The organism is Cupriavidus sp. GW821-FHT07C08, from assembly GCF_059419025.1.
The window spans coordinates 221,947-237,200 of record NZ_JBWKQZ010000008.1 but is presented as its reverse complement, the minus strand read 5'-3'; the positions used below and the strand labels follow the sequence as shown (position 1 = coordinate 237,200).

Here is a 15,254-nt window from a genome sequence, read left to right as displayed (position 1 = left end):
ACCGCAAGCTTAACCCGGCGGCCGCGTTCATGCAGCGCGCCGGGTGCGTTCCCGGGAGGAATGTGCGGGAATGTCCCCGCTGCCGGTGCAGCCGATATCAGGCGGTATCGCGCGTCCGTGCCACGGGCAGGACTTCAGCCCCGGTGCGGGTGGCTTCCACCACCAGGATCACGAGCAGCGTGATCAGCGTCAGGGCGAACACCGCATAGCCGATGCTGTCGCCCTCGATGGCGAACAGGCTGGGCGCGTAGGTCGGGCTGGTGCAGATCATCGTGCCCGCCGACATGCCGGTGTAGTGCATGCCGCAGACGGCAACGCCCATGACCACCGCCGCTGCCAGCTGCTTGCCGCGGGTCTTCACCGTGGTGGCCAGCCACAGCGCCACCACCGACACCACCACCGCGATCACCACCGACAGCCCGATGATGGCCAGGTCCCAGTCGAAGCGGGTGTTGGAGCGGATCGCCGCCATGCCGGTGTAGTGCATCGCCACCACGCCCAGCCCGGTCAGCACGCCGCCCTTGACCACATTGTCGGTACGGCTGCCGCGCGGGCGCGAGGCGATCGCCAGCCCGGCGCCGGCCAGCGCCATCACGACGACCAGCGAAGCCAGCGTCATGAACAGCCCGAACTCGCGGTGCGTCGGGGTCTGGTAGGCCACCATGCCGATGAAATGCATCGACCAGACCGCGCCGCCGCCCAGCGCCACGCTGGCGCACAACAGCCGGTCCACATCCAGGCGGCCGTCGGGCATGCGCACGCGCCGCGACCAGCGCAGGCCCACGTAGGCGCCGCAGACAGAGATCAGGAACGACAGGCCCACCATCGGCCAGTCATAGGCAAACGGCACCAGGGCGCCGGAAACAGGCTGGAAACCGACAAACATGACCCCACCTCCTCGTTTTGACTGCGACTGAAGGGCGCACGCGCATGCCGGGCATTCCTTCCGGCAGCCGGCCTGGGACGCGGTGGTCCCGCGCCGAGTATGCGGGGGGCCGCAACCGCAGGGGAATAACTCATTCAGGTAAAAAGCGCGGTGCCGGGGCCGGCCGTGTGTCCTTGTAGCCGCCTCCGGGCAGGAATAGACTTGGCGGATTTCCCCATGCGCAACGCCTCATGAAGCCAGACGCCAGACTGACCACCGGCCCGATCGGCCGCACCCTGCTGCTGTTCTCGCTGCCGGTGCTCGGCAGCAACATCCTGCAGTCGCTGAATGCCTCGATCAACTCGGTCTGGGTCGGCCGCTTCCTGGGCGAGGCCGCGCTGACGGCAACCTCCAACGCCAACATCATCCTGTTCTTCCTGCTGGGCGTGGTGTTCGGCATCAGCATGGCCAACACCATCATGATCGGGCAGGCCGTGGGTGCGCGCGACCTGGGCGAGGCGCGCCGCGTGGTCGGCACCAGCACCACCTTCTTTGTCGCGCTGTCGGTGCTGGCCTCGGCGCTTGGTTATTTCTATACGCCGGCCATCCTGGCGGCGATGCACACGCCGGAGGACGCCGCGCCGCTGGCGGTGAGCTACCTGCGCATCATCTTCCTGGCGCTGCCGTTCATGTACTTCTACAACTTCGTGATGATGACGCTGCGCGGCGCGGGCGATTCGCGCACGCCGTTCTGGTTCATGCTGTTGTCCGTGGTGCTGGACGTGGCGCTCAACCCGGTGCTGATCTTCGGCATGGGCCCGATCCCGCCGCTGGGCATCGCGGGCTCGGCGCTGGCCACGCTGATCGCGCAGCTAGTGAGCCTGGCGGCGATGATGGTGCTGCTGTACCGGCGCCGCCATTTCCTGCTGCTGCACCGTGGCCAGCTTGCACTGCTGCGGCCCGATCCGGCAATCCTGCGGGCGCTGGTGGTCAAGGGCCTGCCGATGGGCCTGCAGATGGTGGTGATCTCGTCGTCGGCGATCGTGATGATGGCGCTGGTCAATGCCTATGGCTCGCAGACCACCGCCGCCTACGGCGTGGCCTCGCAGTTGTGGACCTATGTGCAGATGCCCGCGCTGGCGGTAGGCGCGAGCGTGTCGTCGATGGTGGCGCAGAACGTCGGCGCCGGGCTGTGGCGGCGGGTGTTGCGCATCACGCGCGTGGGCCTGCTGATCAATGTGGTGATGACGGGGGCGCTGGTCGCGCTGATCTATCTGTTCAACCGGCATTCGCTCGGCCTGTTCCTGGGCACTGACGGCGTGGCCATCGGCATCGCGCAGCATATCAACGTGGTGGTGCTGTGGTCGTTCATCCTGTTTGGCTTCACCATCGTCATCTTCGGCACGGTGCGCGCCACCGGCGCGGTGATGGCGCCGCTGGTGATCCTGTTCCTGTCGATGTGGGTGATCCGGCTGCCGTTCGCGTGGGCGCTGGGCCCGCGCATCGGCGCCGAGGCGGTCTGGTGGAGCTTTCCGCTGGGCTCGGTGGTGTCGCTGGTGCTGGCGGCCGGCTACTACCGCTTCGGCAACTGGCGCCGCAGCCATATCCTGCCCACCGTGCCGCACCCGGTGCAAGCCGTGGGGCAGGCGCCCGATACCAGCATGGGAACGCCCTGCGAAGACGCGGGCGAGGTCGTCGAGGAGACCGCCCCGGCAACGCCCGAGCCCGCAGGCGTGCGCTGACCTGCAGCGGCCCGCGATCGTGTCGCCGGCTCTGAAAGCCATTCGAAAGATCGGTGTGTCATCGTGTCGTCGCTGGCACTCCCTCCCAGCGCACGCGTCGCCTGCCTAGCAGGCGTGCGCGTCTTTCCGGCCGCGCCTTGCCTTGACGCAAGTGCGCGCGCCGTCTTGTTCGTCTGACCTTCCCGTCGATTTTTCTCCTGGTTTCTTCACGAATTAATGCATCACGTTGTGATGTATTTGTTCGTGCGCGTCGGCTGGATTTGCCTTGTTTTCAAGGGGTCTCGGTGAATACCCCTAAACCAAGACAAATGAAAGGCACCTGAAAGATCACGTCTCTAAGGTTCGGGTCAACCGTCGGGGAGCATGCGCAGCGCATGCCTTGCCGCCCGAGCCAGTGCGCCCCCGGCACGGCATTTCGTGAACTTTGAGGAGAATCGTTTTGCGCATACGCAGCCAAAAGGACTTTGCCTCCGGCCTGATGTTCGTTCTGGTCGGTCTGGGCTTTTCCTGGGTCGCTCGCGGCTATTCCATGGGAACGGCCGCGAAGATGGGACCCGGATATTTTCCATTCCTGCTGGGACTGGTGTTGGCAGTGCTCGGGGCGGTGGTGCTGCTGTCCGCGCTGTCGTCCAAGGGTGAGGAAGACCATCTCGCCCGCTGGGACCTGAAGACGCTGCTGTGGATTCTCGGTTCGGTGGTGCTGTTCGGCCTGCTGCTCAAGCCGCTGGGCATGGTGCTGTCGGTGTTCGTGCTGGTGATGGTGTCGTCGATGGCCAGCCATGAGTTCAGCTGGAAGGGTGCGCTGCTCAACGCCGTGGTGCTGGTGCTGATCAGCCTTGGCGCATTTGTCTACGGCATCAACCTGCAGATGCCGGTGTGGCCGGCCTTTATCACTGGTTAAGGAGCGCCGACCATGGAATTGATTGATCATCTTGCGCTGGGCTTTTCCACGGCCCTGTCGCTGCAGAACCTGGCCTACGCCTTCCTGGGCTGCGTGCTGGGTACCCTGATCGGTGTGCTGCCGGGCCTGGGGCCGCTGGCCACCATCGCCATGCTGCTGCCGGTGACCTACACGCTGCCGCCGGTGGCCGCGCTGATCATGCTGGCCGGTATCTACTACGGCGCCCAGTACGGCGGCTCGACCACCGCCATTCTGGTGAACTTGCCTGGTGAATCGTCCTCGGTGGTGACCACCATCGATGGCTACCAGATGGCGCGGCGAGGGCGAGCGGGGGTGGCGCTTGCCACTGCCGGTCTCGGCTCGTTCTTCGCCGGCTGCGTGGCGACGCTGATCCTGGCCGCCTTTGCCACGCCGCTGTCGGAACTGGCGTTCAAGTTCGGCCCTTCCGAATACTTCTCGCTGATGGTGCTGGGCCTGATCGGCGCCGTGGTGCTGGCTTCCGGCTCGCTGCCGAAGGCCGTGTCCATGATCGTGCTGGGCCTGCTGATGGGGCTGATCGGCACTGACGTGAACTCGGGCGCCGCGCGCTTCTCGTTCGACGTGCCGGAACTGACCGACGGCATCGACTTCGTGGCGCTGGCCATGGGCATGTTCGGCTTCGCGGAAATCATCGCCAATCTGGAGCAGAAGGAAGCCCGTGAAACGTTCACCGATAGCGTGACGAACCTTTGGCCGACCAGGGCAGACTTCAAGCGCATGATCCCGGCTGTGCTGCGCGGGACGTTCCTGGGCTCGGCCCTGGGCATCCTGCCGGGCGGCGGCGCGGCACTGGCTTCGTTCGCGGCCTACTCGCTGGAAAAGAAGACCTCGAAGTACGCGCATGAATTCGGCAAGGGTGCGATCGAAGGCGTGGCCGGTCCGGAGTCGGCCAACAACGCCGCGGCGCAGACCTCCTTCATCCCGCTGCTGACGCTGGGCATTCCGCCCAATGCGGTGATGGCGCTGATGGTCGGTGCGATGACCATCCACAACATCCAGCCCGGCCCGCAGGTGATGACCAGCAACCCGGCGCTGTTCTGGGGCCTGATCGCCTCGATGTGGATCGGCAACCTGATGCTGATCATCCTGAACCTGCCGATGATCGGCGTGTGGGTGAAGCTGCTGACCGTGCCGTACCGCTTCCTGTACCCGGCGATCCTGGTGTTCTGCGGCATTGGCGTGTACTCGGTCAACAACCAGACCTTCGACGTGTTCATGGCTGCGGGCTTCGGCATCATCGGCTACCTGTTCCTGAAGCTGCGCTGCGAACCCGCTCCGCTGCTGCTGGGCTTCGTGTTGGGGCCGATGATGGAAGAGAACTTCCGCCGCTCGCTGCTGCTCTCGCGCGGTGACTTCAGCGTGTTCGTGACGCGCCCGCTGTCGCTGGGCCTGCTGATCGCAGCCGCCGCCCTGGTTGCAGTGGTGGCCCTGCCGTCGATCAAGGCCAAGCGCGAGGAAGCGTTCCAGGAAGAATAGCGCCACGCGCGCTCCCCGGAATGGCGCCGGCCTGGTTCATGCCGGACGGCGCACGCAACGCAAGCAAACGGGGTGCCTTCGCGCACCCCGTTTGCTTTCGCGGGCCGATCGCGCTGCGCGTTCGCCCGCCATCCATACCAGAGAGTGCCCGACTGCGGCAGCAGTCATGGGCTGCGCATGATGATCAGGATTCCCGCACCATCGGGTGCGCCGACAGCGCCCATGAAACCGCCTATCTTTGACCGGTTTTTCTCACGTATCTATGTGCTCAAGCTCGTCCAGTCGAGCCCGTCCACGGTCCTGAGCCTGGTCGACCGGCTGCGCGAGCGCGGCATCGACAAGAATATCCGCTCGTTGCGGCCGATCCTGCGCAGCCTGATGATGGCGCGGGCCATTACCGCAGAACTGGTTGAAGGCAGTGGCCGCGTTTATTGCATCACCGAGCAGGGGCGGGCGGAGCTGGAGGCTTATATGTCGCACCTGGCGGTGCTGAAGGCGGAGCTGGAGCCGGAGGCAGAAGAGTAGGGCCAGTCAGCCGCCCCGTCAGACAAAAAAGGCCGATCCTTCGGACCGGCCTCCTGCATGCTGCCCGCCTGCCGCAGGCAGCTAGCTGCAAGCACGCTGTTACTGCGTTACGAGCTCAAGGCCAGCTTGCGACTCGTCATCACCACGCGCCACCAGCACCTTGATCTTGTTCGGCGTGAGCCCGCCGATGCCGTCGACCGGGATCGTGGTGATCAGCCAGTCGGCATTGTTCGCCAGCGTCAGCGCGCCCGAGTCAAAGATCACCGTCTTGGTGCCCGCCGTAGTGATACGCAGACGATAAGTGCCGCCGTCGAGGTCAAGAGAGTCCTTGCCTGAAGCCGGAGAGGCCTGCTTGTATCCCACAGCGCCGAAAGTCGGTGCCACCGAATTCAGGTCGATCGCCGGGATGGTGATGTAGACATCGACGTTCTGCGCGTTGAACGAGGCGTTCAGGGAGCGCACGCGGGCCTTGTTGGACAGCAGGCCCTTTTCGAACGGATCGTCGATCGTCAGCGTTTCCGCGACGCTGGCACCCGGCAGCGCCACCACGGTGTATTTGTGGCCGGTGGCGGCGACCAGGGTGGCGCGGGCCAGTTCGGTCTGCGTGCCGGCGGTGTTGAACGATATCAGCTGGTTGCCGGTTTCAACGTTGAAGTAAGTCGAAACGAACTTGTACGGCTTGTTCACGAAGCTGGTCTTCACGCCGTTCTGCAGCACGTCGACATTGGGACCGCCGGTGATGGCGTGGATCACGCGGATGGTCGGCTTGCTCAGCCCGATGCGGTCGCCGAGATCGTCGTCACCGCCGCCGCAGGCCGACAGCACCGCCGTGGCGGCCAGCGCCAGGCCTATCAAAAGTGTCTTGGATCGGAACATGGATCACCTCTTGCCGTTCGTTGGATTCAGGGACGTGCTGGCCCATGCCCGCGCGGGCGCGCCGGTAGCGAGGCCAGTTCGCCATCTGCTTGCTTGGCGTGCAGGCGCGACGAAGCGCTTGCCGTGATGCAAAGATAGGCATCAACCCAGGGGCGAGACAGGCGCGGGGTTCCGAATCGCATGTCGGACGATTCCGACATGCGATGACGCGTGCGTGCGCGGCGGGGCGGCCAGGCCCACAGGCGCGGGGCCTGGCGGAGGTGGGCGTGCAGGTGGCGCGGTTGGCGGGTGGTTGCCAGTGTGTAACTGGTTGTTGCAGCTGTGCTGCTGCCGTGACTCAGCCTTGCGACATCATCACCACCTGGTTGCGGCCATTGCGCTTGGCCTGGTAGAGGCCGGCATCGGCCGTCTCCACCAGCCGGTCCGACGGATCGCCAGGCTGGGGCACCAGCACCGCGCCGCCGATGCTGACAGTGACGCAGTCGCTGGTGGGCGAGCCGCTGTGGGCGATGGCCAGCGCCTGCACCGCGCGCCGCACCTTCTCGGCCAGCAGGCGCACGCCGCCCGGAGAGGTCGCCGGCAGCACCATCGCGAATTCTTCACCGCCGAAGCGCGCGGGCAGGTCGGCGGCACGCGCGCAATTGTCGCGGATCACCGCGGCCACGCGGCGCAGCACCTCGTCGCCGGCCACGTGGCCGTAGGTGTCGTTGTAGGCCTTGAACGCATCGACATCGATCATCAGCATTGCCAGCTGGGTCTGCTCACGCTGTGCGCGGCGCCATTCGGCGCCCAGGTACTCATCGAAATAGCGCCGGTTGGACAAGCCGGTCAGGCCGTCTGAATTGGTCAGCCGCTGCAGCTCCAGGTTGGTTTCCAGCAGCTGTTGCTGGCTTTGCCGCAGCGCGCGATAGGCCTCGTCGCGCTGCAGCTGGTTCAGGTACGAGCGCGAGTGGTAGCGGATGCGCGCAATCAGCTCGATGCTGTCCGGCAGCTTGACCAGGTAATCGTTGGCGCCGGCGGCAAACGCCGCGCCCTTGGTCGCGGCTTCTTCCTTGGTCGACAGCACGATGATGGGGATGTCGCGCGTGGCGGGATTCTCGCGATAGCGCTGCACCAGCGTCAGGCCGTCCACGCCCGGCATGACCAGGTCCTGCAGGATTACGGTGGGCTTGGTGCGCTGCGCCACCGCCACGGCCTCATCGGGCTGCGAGCAGTAGTGGAAGTCGATGTCGGGCTCGGTGGAGAGCGCGCGGCGCACCGCTTCGCCGACCATGGACTGGTCGTCCACCAGCAGCACCATGGCAAGGTAGTCCTTGTCGGCTGGAGGCGCTGCGGGTCGGTTGGGTGATTCGGCTTGCATGTTCAGTTCCTGGGTGTCACGGTCCCGGTGCCGGCCGGGACGTATTGCATTGGGTCAAAGTAGCGCGGCGCCGCCGCATGCCTGCACCAGCCGCGGCGCGATGCGCGGCAGCGGCAGGATCTCCGCGGCCGCGCCGATGGCCGCGGCGGCCTTGGGCATGCCGTACACGGCGCTGGTGGCGCGGTCCTGGGCGATGGTCAGGAAGCCGCGCTCGCGCATCGCCTTCAGCCCCAGCGCACCGTCGCGGCCCATGCCGGTGAGAAGCACGCCGATCACGTCGCCGCGCCAGTGCTCCACCACGCTTTCGAAGAAGACATCGATGGAGGGGCGGTACAGGTAGTCGCAGGGCTGCTCGGTGTAGGCCATGCGCGTGGGGCTGGCCAGGCGCAGGTGGTCGTTGGTGCCGGCCAGCAGCACCGTGCCGGCCTGGGGCGCGTCGCCGGCGCGGGCAATGCGCACCGGCAGCGCGCACTGTCCGTCGAGCCAGTCGGCCATGCCGGCGGCAAAGGCCTCGTCCACATGCTGCACGGTAACCACGGCGGCGCCGAAGTCCGCCGGCAGCGCCCCCAGCAGCGTGGCCAGCGCGGCCGGGCCGCCGGCCGAGGCGCCGATTGCCACCAGGCGTGGCGCAGCCACTGCGCGCGGCGCCGCCGTCAGCGTGTGCTGCGGGGCCACGCGGCCCGCCAGCAGGCGGCCGATATTGCGCAGCTTGCGCAGCAACGCCCCGGCGGCAAGCTGGGCATCGGGCTCGGCCAGGGTGGGGGTGTCGACCGCGTCGATGGCGCCGTGGCCCATCGCGTCGAACACCTGCGAGGCGTTGCGGCCCAGGTCCATGGTCACTACCACGATCGCGCAGGGGGTGGCGGCCATGATCCGGCGCGTGGCCTCGACCCCGTCCATGACCGGCATCAGCAGGTCCATCAGGATCAGGTCCGGGGTCTGGCGCGCGGCCATCTGCACCGCCTGTTCGCCGTCGCCGGCGACCCAGGCGATCTCGAACGACGGATCCAGCGCAAGCGCGCGGCGCAGCGCGGCTACCGCAAGCGCCGAGTCGTTGACGATGCCGATCTTCATGAACGTGCCTCGCCGATCAGGTCCTGGACCGCGTCGAGCAACGCGGCGTCGTGGAAACTGCCCTTGGCCAGATAATAGTCCGCGCCGGCCTCCAGGCCGCGCTGGCGGTCCTGTTCGCGGTCCTTGTACGACACCACCATCACCGGCAGCTGCCGCAGCGCGGCGTCCTGCCGGATCCGGCGCACCAGCTCGATGCCGTCCATGCGCGGCATGTCGATATCGGTGATGACCAGGTCGAAGGGCTCGGCGCGCAGCACATTCCAGCCGTCCATGCCGTCGACCGCCACCGCCACGTCATAGCCGCGCCCGGCCAGCAGCTTGCGCTGCAGCTCGCGCACGGTGAGCGAGTCGTCCACCACCAGCACGCGCCGCGCGCGCGCCTGGACGCTGGCCACGGCCGCCTGCCGCACGCCTTCGATGCGGCCCTCGGAGACCAGCTTCTCGACCGAGCGGATCACGTCCTCGACATCGAAAATCAGCACCGGCGTGCCGTCGTCGGTGAGGCTGCCGGCGGCAATGTCGCGGACCTTGCCCAGTGCCGCGGGCAGCGGCTGCACCACCAGCAGGCGCTCGCCCAGCATGCGGTCGACGGCAATGCCATAGATGCGCTCGGCCTCGCCGATGACCACCACCGGCACTTGCTCGCGCATGTTGGCAGCGTCGCCCTCGGGGCGTTGCAGCACCTGCGCAGCGCTGACCAGCCCGATGGCACGGCCTTCGTGGCGGAAATGCTGGTGCCCTTCGGTCTGCTCGATCTCGCTGCGCGCCACCGAGGTCGCGCGCAGCACGCGGCCCAGCGGGAAGGCATAGGCTTCGCCCGCGACCTCCACCAGCAGCGTGCGCACCACCGACAGCGTCAGCGGCAGCTCCAGCCGGAAGTGCAGGCCCTGGCCCGGCTGCTGCGTCAGGCGCAGGCTGCCGCGCACGCGGCGCACCATCTCCTGCACGGCGTCCAGGCCCACGCCGCGGCCGGACACCTCGGAAACCGTGTCGCGCATGCTGAAGCCCGGCAGCAGCAGGAAGTCGAGCAGCTCAGCCTGCGACAGCCGCGCCGCGGTCTCTTCGGACGCCAGCCGCCGCCGCACGATGGCGCGGCGCAGGGCACCCAGGTCGACGCCTGCGCCGTCGTCGAAAATCTCGATGACCAGGCGGCCCGCATTGTGGCGCGCCTGCAGCGTGACGCTGCCCTCCGCCGGCTTGCCCTGCGCCGCGCGCACCTCGGGCGCTTCGATGCCGTGGTCCACCGCGTTGCGCAGCAGGTGCGCCAGCGGCGCGTCCAGTGCTTCCAGGATGTCGCGGTCCACCTGCGTGCCGGCGCCGATCAGCTCCAGGTGCACCGGCTTGCCGAGCGTGCGCCCGAGGTCGCGCACCATGCGCGCGTAGCCGGTCAGCGCGTCCGCCAGCGGGCGCATGCGCGAGGCCAGCGCGCTGTCATAGAGCCGGCGCGCCAGTCGCGTGGCGCGGTGATCGTACTGTTCGAACTCGTCCAGCCGCGCGGCCAGCTGGTCGTGGCCTTCGTCCAGCAGTTGGCGCAGTTCGGCCAGCGCGGTGTGCGCAGCCGCGCCAGGGTTGCCGTCCGGTGCGTCCCGCAAGGCTTCCTGCAGTGCATCGACGGCGCGCAGTGCGCGTGCCTGTTGCCGCCTTGCTTTCTGCAGCGAGGCGCCGAAGGGGCGCAGCCAGTGCGACTCGACCATGGCCTCGCCGGAGAGCGCCAGCAGCTGGTCAAGCGCATCGGCATTCACGCGCAGCATCCGCTCTTGGGTGTCGTCTGCCGATGCGGGTGCAGGGGCTTCTGCAACCGGCGGTGCCGGTATCGCGGGCGCTGGTTCCGGTAACGAGGCCGGCGCTGGCGGTGCCGGCACGACCAGCGCCCCGGCACCGCCATCGACCGTGCCGAGCCGCTGCACCACTGCATCGATCTCGGCGCGGCCGGCGTGCTCGGCCCAGCCCGGATCGCCGCCGGGTGGATGGCCGATGCGCAGCAGCAGGTCGGTGCCTTGCAGCAGCGCGTCGATATGCGCGGCGGTCAGCGGCAGGCCGCCCTGTGCGGCGACCAGGCAGTCTTCCATGGCGTGTGCCACCCGCACGCCGCCATCGAGCCCGACGATGCGGGCCGCGCCCTTGAGCGAGTGGGCGGCACGCATGCAGGCTTCGAGCTGCTCGGCGGCTGCCGGGTTGCGCTCCAGCGCCAGCAGGCCGGCATTGAGGACTTCGGCCTGGGCATCGGCCTCGAGCGCGAACAGTTCCAGCAGCGAGGCGTCGCGCAGTTGCTCGGGATTCATGCCAGGCTCCTGGCCAGCGCCTGGCGCACCAGTGCGGCATCGAGCAGCCCGACGCTGCGGCCCTGGTCGAGGAAGAGCGCCTGGGTATAGCGCGCCGACGCCCGCGCAAGGGTGGCGGGCAGCGGCTGCAGCGCGGGCTGCGGCACGCGTGCGATGCCGGACACCTCGGCCACCGGCAGCGCAATCGCGGCGCGGCCCTGCCCGAGGATCAGGAAGCGGCTGCCGCTGGCGCTTTCACCGGCGCCCGCGTCGAACAGCCGCGCCAGCGACAGGCAGGCCAGCAGGTTGCCGCGCACCGCGGCCAGGCCCAGCACGGCGGCATCGCGGCGGTGCGGCAGCGAATGGATGGGGCAGGGGGCGGTGACTTCGCCCAGCGCGGCGGTCGGCAGGGCCAGCCATTCATCGCCGATGCGGAACACCAGGCAGGCCAGCGCGATGCCGCGTTCGGCCGGCAAGACCCCGTCATCGCCGGTGAGCGTGGCGGCATCGGGCAGTGCGTCCGGCACGACGTCCAGCCGTTGCGCGTCCAGCAGCATGGCCGCGGCCTGGGCGTAGGTGGGACAGTTGCGGCAGTGCGCGTGCTCGGCCAGCGCGGGGCACGAGCCGTCGCCGCGCACGCCGATGCGCCGCCAGCAGTCGTTGACGTTTTCGGTGCGCAGGGCAATGCCTTGGGGCTCAGCCATGGTGCTTGCGGGTGTGGCGTTGCGCGCGCTGGCGCAGGCGCATGGCGCCATCGTGATCGCCTTCGGTATCGAGCAGCGCGGCCAGGTGGTACAGGCTTTCCTGGTGCGCCGGGTCCAGGTACAGCGCCTTGCGGTAGGCGGCATGGGCCTGCGCGGTGCGGCCGGCGGCGTCGTGCAGCACGCCCAGCATGCAATAGGCGTCGGCGTTGGCATCCGGGTTGCGCTCGAGCAGCGCCAGGCAGGCGGCGGTGGCGGCCTCCAGCTCGCCGCGGTCGGCCTGGGCGGCAATGACAGCCAGCGCGGCGCGCTGATCATTGCCAGGCGCGGGCGCGGCGGGCCGCAGGGGTGGGCGCGTGAGCGGGGGCCGCAGCGAAGCTGGTGGCCTCGGCAGCCGTGGCGGTGCGGCCATGCGGGGCGGCTGGGCCGCGTGCACGGGCACACGCGGCGCCGCCCTGGCGGCTGGCACGGCGGACGGCTTGCGGAAGGCAAAGGTCAGCGGCAAGCCGACCGGCTCCAGGCCCTGCGCGCTCAGCACGCTGGCCTCGGCTGGCCCGACAAAGAGCAGGCCGTCGGCAGCGGCCAGCCGCACCAGCGTCTGCACCGCATGCCGCTGCCCCGGCGCGTCGAAGTAGATCAACAGGTTGCGGCAGAACACGAAGTCATAGGGTGGCTCGCCGGCCAGCAGGCCGGGATCGACCAGGTTGCCCTGCAGCAGCCGCACCTGCGCGCGCACGCGTGCATCCAGCACATAGCCGGTGGGCGTGGCCGTGAAATAACGGTCGCGGAAATCCAGTGGCGCGCTGCGAAAGGCGTTTGCGCAGTATTCGCCCAGGCGCGCGCGGGCCAGCGCGCGGGCGCTGATGTCCACTGCATCGATGGCAAAGCGGCCCGCCGGCACGCCCGCATCGAGCATGGCCATGGCGATCGAGTAGGGCTCTTCGCCGGTGGAGCAGGGCAGGCTCAGCACGCGCAGCGTGCGCCTGCCGTCGGCAAAGGCGCGCTCGGCGGCAAGGCGGCCCAGCGCCAGCAGCGCTTCGCGATGCCGGAAGAACCAGGTCTCGGGCACCACCACGGCCTCGATCAGCGCCTGGAATTCATCGGCGGTACCGTGCAGCAAGTCCCAGTAGGCCTGGGTGTCCGGCGCCTGCCGTGCCTGCTGGCGCTCACGCACGGCACGTGCCACTGCGCCGGTGCCGATGGCGCACGCGTCCAGGCCGATGCGGGCCTTGAGCAGGGCCTCGATGTGCGTGGCAGTGCTCATGCCGCGGCCTCCCCGGCGGTGTCGGCAAACAGCATGGCATGGACGTCGTCCGGCAGCAGGGCCTCGACCCGCACCCACTGCAGCAGGCCGCGCGCGTCGTGCCGCACCGGCCCCAGGTAGCGCGGGCTGGCCCCGCCGATGCCGCCGTCGACAAACGATTCCGCCGGGCAGCGCAGGGTCTGGGTGGCCGATTCCAGGCGCAGGCCCAGCAGCCGGCTGGCCTCGCCGCCATGGCGGCGGTAGTGGACCAGCACCGTGCGCGTGCTGGTGCGCAGCGCCGCCGGCACGCCGGTGGCCAGCGCCGGCAGGTCAATCACCGGCACCGGCTTGCCGCGGCGCTCCATCAGGCCCGCCACCCAGGCCGGCGCGCCGGGGATCTGCTTGAGCCGCGTGAGCGGCAGCACCTCGGCCACCTCGGCGGCATCGAGCGCATAGTGGTCAGCGCCGAGGCGGAACAGCAGGAAGAGCTTCATGGCGGCGGGGCGCAGGCCCTAGACCTTGAAGCGCGAGACGCCGCTGCGCAGGTCGTTGGCCACCAGCGTCAGTTCGTCGATCGCCTGGCTCGACTGGCGCAGCGACTCCACCGTCTGCTGCGCGGCCTCGGACAGCTGCATCAGTGCCTGGTTGATCTGCTCGGCGCCGCCGGCCTGGGCCTGCATGCCTTCGTTGACCATCAGCACGCGCGGCGCCAGCGACTGCACCTGCGCGATGATCTGCGACAGCTGGTCGCCCACCTGCGTGACCTCGGACATGCCGCGGCGCACTTCCTCCGAGAACTTGTCCATGCCCATCACGCCCGCCGACACCGCCGACTGGATCTCGCGCACCATCTGCTCGATATCGTAGGTGGCCACCGCGGTCTGGTCGGCCAGGCGGCGGATCTCGGTCGCCACCACGGCAAAGCCGCGGCCGTACTCGCCGGCCTTCTCGGCCTCGATCGCGGCGTTCAGCGACAGCAGGTTGGTCTGGTCGGCCACCTTGGCGATGGTGGTCACCACCTGGTTGATATTGCCGGCCTTTTCGTTGAGCGTGGCCAGCTTGGCATTGACCGAGCCGGCGGCGTCCATCACATGCTGCATGGTGCCTTCCATGCGCGACAGCCCCACCTGGCCGGTGCCGGCCAGCCCGGCCGCCTGCTCGGCGGCGCTCGACACTTCATGGATGGTGCGTACCAGGTCGCGCGCGGTGGCCGAGATCTCGCGCGAGGTCGCGCCGATCTGCGTCGTGGTGGCGGCGGTCTCGGTGGCGGTGGCCTGCTGCTGGCGCGCCGTCGCGGCGATCTCGTTGACCGAGGTGGTGACCTGGATCGCGGTGCGCTGCGCCTGGCCCACCAGCGAGGTCAGCTCGCCCGTCATCTGGTTGAAACCTTCCTCCACTTCATGGAATTCGTCCTTGCGGCGCAGCGCCATGCGCAGGCGCAGGTCGCCGCCGCGGATGCCGGACAGCAGGTTGACGATCGACTGCATCGGCACCGTGATCGCGCGCAGCAGCAGGTAGCCGCAGACCACGGCGACCACCAGGGCCACGATCAGCGCCGCTTCGATGCCGATCTTGGCGGCACCGACGGCATCGTCGATACCCCGCGCCGCCCGCGAATTGACCGCGCTGTTGTCGTCCACCAGGTGCTGGGCCGCCTTGCGCGCCTCGACCCAGCGGTCATGCGCTTCGCCGCGCAGCGCTGCCGCGGCGGCGGCGCCGTTCCACTCGCCCTGGCGGGACAGGATCTCGGAGGCCTGTTCGTAGCGCGCGCGCACTTCCCGATAGGCCTTGAAGGCGACGCGGTCTTCGTCGCGCGTGATCGAGGTCTCGTACTGCTGCTCGAGCTTGTCGAGGCGGCCGGCGGCGTCCTGGCTTTGCTGCTGGAAGCCGCGGCGCTCAGCCGGGTCGGTGGCATTGATGGTCTGCCACGCCAGCACATAGCGCTCGCCCCAGACGCCGCGGATGCCGGTGCTGTAGTTCAGCCCGGGCAGCGCGTCCTGCAGCATCAGCGTGGTTTCGCGTTCAATGGCGCTCAGGCGGGTGTAGGCAACCACGCCCATCAGTGCCATGACAAGCAGGATCAGCGAGAAGCTTGCCAGGATGCGCGTGCGGATGGTCCATTCGTTCACGGTGAGGTCCCGATGATGTTCTTGTTCAGGAGCGGCCGTTCCCCGCAAAGCCGCCTCAGGGG

Annotated in this window: 13 protein-coding genes; 4 read left to right on the top strand and 9 right to left on the bottom strand. The window is 68.7% G+C overall.

Annotated elements, in window-relative coordinates; all coding sequences use genetic code 11:
• Positions 1-97 precede the first annotated feature (97 nt).
• A complete protein-coding gene (locus tag AC07UK_RS13400) occupies positions 98-886 on the bottom strand; it encodes an MHYT domain-containing protein (protein WP_436224924.1) in 789 nt (262 codons plus the stop codon).
• Positions 887-1,116: 230 nt separating this feature from the next.
• Between AC07UK_RS13400 and AC07UK_RS13395 the strand changes: the two genes are divergently transcribed.
• The 4 genes from AC07UK_RS13395 to AC07UK_RS13380 all read left to right on the top strand — a co-directional run bounded on the left by AC07UK_RS13395 (position 1,117) and on the right by AC07UK_RS13380 (position 5,548).
• Positions 1,117-2,607 (top strand): MATE family efflux transporter, encoded by a 1,491-nt coding sequence (locus AC07UK_RS13395; protein ID WP_494687106.1) that lies wholly within the window; start codon positions 1,117-1,119, stop codon positions 2,605-2,607.
• 439 nt (positions 2,608-3,046) lie between these two features.
• A complete protein-coding gene (locus tag AC07UK_RS13390) occupies positions 3,047-3,508 on the top strand; it encodes a tripartite tricarboxylate transporter TctB family protein (protein ID WP_436224926.1) in 462 nt (153 codons plus the stop codon).
• A 12-nt stretch (positions 3,509-3,520) separates the two neighbouring features.
• On the top strand, positions 3,521-5,023 hold the full coding sequence (locus tag AC07UK_RS13385) for a tripartite tricarboxylate transporter permease (RefSeq protein WP_013953637.1): 1,503 nt from the start codon (positions 3,521-3,523) through the stop codon (positions 5,021-5,023).
• Between the two features lie 222 nt (positions 5,024-5,245).
• Complete coding sequence (locus tag AC07UK_RS13380) at positions 5,246-5,548, top strand: transcriptional regulator (RefSeq protein WP_340527331.1); 303 nt, start codon at positions 5,246-5,248, stop codon at positions 5,546-5,548.
• Positions 5,549-5,647: 99 nt separating this feature from the next.
• Here AC07UK_RS13380 and AC07UK_RS13375 read toward each other — a convergent pair whose 3' ends face one another.
• The 8 genes from AC07UK_RS13375 to AC07UK_RS13340 all read right to left on the bottom strand — a co-directional run bounded on the left by AC07UK_RS13375 (position 5,648) and on the right by AC07UK_RS13340 (position 15,192).
• On the bottom strand, positions 5,648-6,424 hold the full coding sequence (locus tag AC07UK_RS13375) for a DUF4397 domain-containing protein (protein ID WP_114134983.1): 777 nt from the start codon (positions 6,422-6,424) through the stop codon (positions 5,648-5,650).
• Between the two features lie 337 nt (positions 6,425-6,761).
• Positions 6,762-7,784, bottom strand: a complete 1,023-nt coding sequence (locus AC07UK_RS13370; protein ID WP_436224927.1) for a diguanylate cyclase — start codon at positions 7,782-7,784, stop codon at positions 6,762-6,764.
• A gap of 54 nt (positions 7,785-7,838) precedes the next feature.
• Positions 7,839-8,858 carry a chemotaxis response regulator protein-glutamate methylesterase gene (locus AC07UK_RS13365; protein WP_436224928.1) on the bottom strand — a complete coding sequence of 340 codons (1,020 nt, stop codon included), beginning with the start codon at positions 8,856-8,858 and terminating at the stop codon, positions 7,839-7,841.
• Positions 8,855-11,140, bottom strand: a complete 2,286-nt coding sequence (locus tag AC07UK_RS13360) for a hybrid sensor histidine kinase/response regulator (protein ID WP_436224929.1) — start codon at positions 11,138-11,140, stop codon at positions 8,855-8,857. The genes AC07UK_RS13365 and AC07UK_RS13360 overlap by 4 nt, the downstream gene beginning before the upstream one ends.
• The gene (locus AC07UK_RS13355) at positions 11,137-11,823 is read right to left on the bottom strand and encodes a chemotaxis protein CheW (protein ID WP_436224930.1); all 687 of its coding nucleotides are present in this window, start codon (positions 11,821-11,823) and stop codon (positions 11,137-11,139) included. Before AC07UK_RS13355 ends, AC07UK_RS13360 begins: the two co-directional genes overlap by 4 nt.
• Positions 11,816-13,084, bottom strand: a complete 1,269-nt coding sequence (locus AC07UK_RS13350) for a CheR family methyltransferase (RefSeq protein ID WP_494687105.1) — start codon at positions 13,082-13,084, stop codon at positions 11,816-11,818. Before AC07UK_RS13350 ends, AC07UK_RS13355 begins: the two co-directional genes overlap by 8 nt.
• The gene (locus AC07UK_RS13345) at positions 13,081-13,557 is read right to left on the bottom strand and encodes a chemotaxis protein CheW (protein WP_436224932.1); all 477 of its coding nucleotides are present in this window, start codon (positions 13,555-13,557) and stop codon (positions 13,081-13,083) included. The genes AC07UK_RS13350 and AC07UK_RS13345 overlap by 4 nt, the downstream gene beginning before the upstream one ends.
• An 18-nt stretch (positions 13,558-13,575) precedes the next feature.
• On the bottom strand, positions 13,576-15,192 hold the full coding sequence (locus AC07UK_RS13340) for a methyl-accepting chemotaxis protein (protein WP_436224933.1): 1,617 nt from the start codon (positions 15,190-15,192) through the stop codon (positions 13,576-13,578).
• Between the last annotated feature and the right edge of the window lie 62 nt (positions 15,193-15,254).

Excerpts from the sequence above, each read along its gene's own strand:
- AC07UK_RS13355 (WP_436224930.1), bottom strand. The coding sequence starts at position 11,823 with ATGGCTGAGCCCCAAGGCATTGCCCTGCGCACCGAAAACGTCAACGAC.
- AC07UK_RS13380 (WP_340527331.1), top strand. The coding sequence starts at position 5,246 with ATGAAACCGCCTATCTTTGACCGGTTTTTCTCACGTATCTATGTGCTC.
- AC07UK_RS13360 (WP_436224929.1), bottom strand. The coding sequence starts at position 11,140 with ATGAATCCCGAGCAACTGCGCGACGCCTCGCTGCTGGAACTGTTCGCG.
- AC07UK_RS13370 (WP_436224927.1), bottom strand. The coding sequence starts at position 7,784 with ATGCAAGCCGAATCACCCAACCGACCCGCAGCGCCTCCAGCCGACAAG.
- AC07UK_RS13375 (WP_114134983.1), bottom strand. The coding sequence starts at position 6,424 with ATGTTCCGATCCAAGACACTTTTGATAGGCCTGGCGCTGGCCGCCACG.
- AC07UK_RS13385 (WP_013953637.1), top strand. The coding sequence starts at position 3,521 with ATGGAATTGATTGATCATCTTGCGCTGGGCTTTTCCACGGCCCTGTCG.
- AC07UK_RS13365 (WP_436224928.1), bottom strand. The coding sequence starts at position 8,858 with ATGAAGATCGGCATCGTCAACGACTCGGCGCTTGCGGTAGCCGCGCTG.
- AC07UK_RS13395 (WP_494687106.1), top strand. The coding sequence starts at position 1,117 with ATGAAGCCAGACGCCAGACTGACCACCGGCCCGATCGGCCGCACCCTG.
- AC07UK_RS13400 (WP_436224924.1), bottom strand. The coding sequence starts at position 886 with ATGTTTGTCGGTTTCCAGCCTGTTTCCGGCGCCCTGGTGCCGTTTGCC.
- AC07UK_RS13350 (WP_494687105.1), bottom strand. The coding sequence starts at position 13,084 with ATGAGCACTGCCACGCACATCGAGGCCCTGCTCAAGGCCCGCATCGGC.
- AC07UK_RS13345 (WP_436224932.1), bottom strand. The coding sequence starts at position 13,557 with ATGAAGCTCTTCCTGCTGTTCCGCCTCGGCGCTGACCACTATGCGCTC.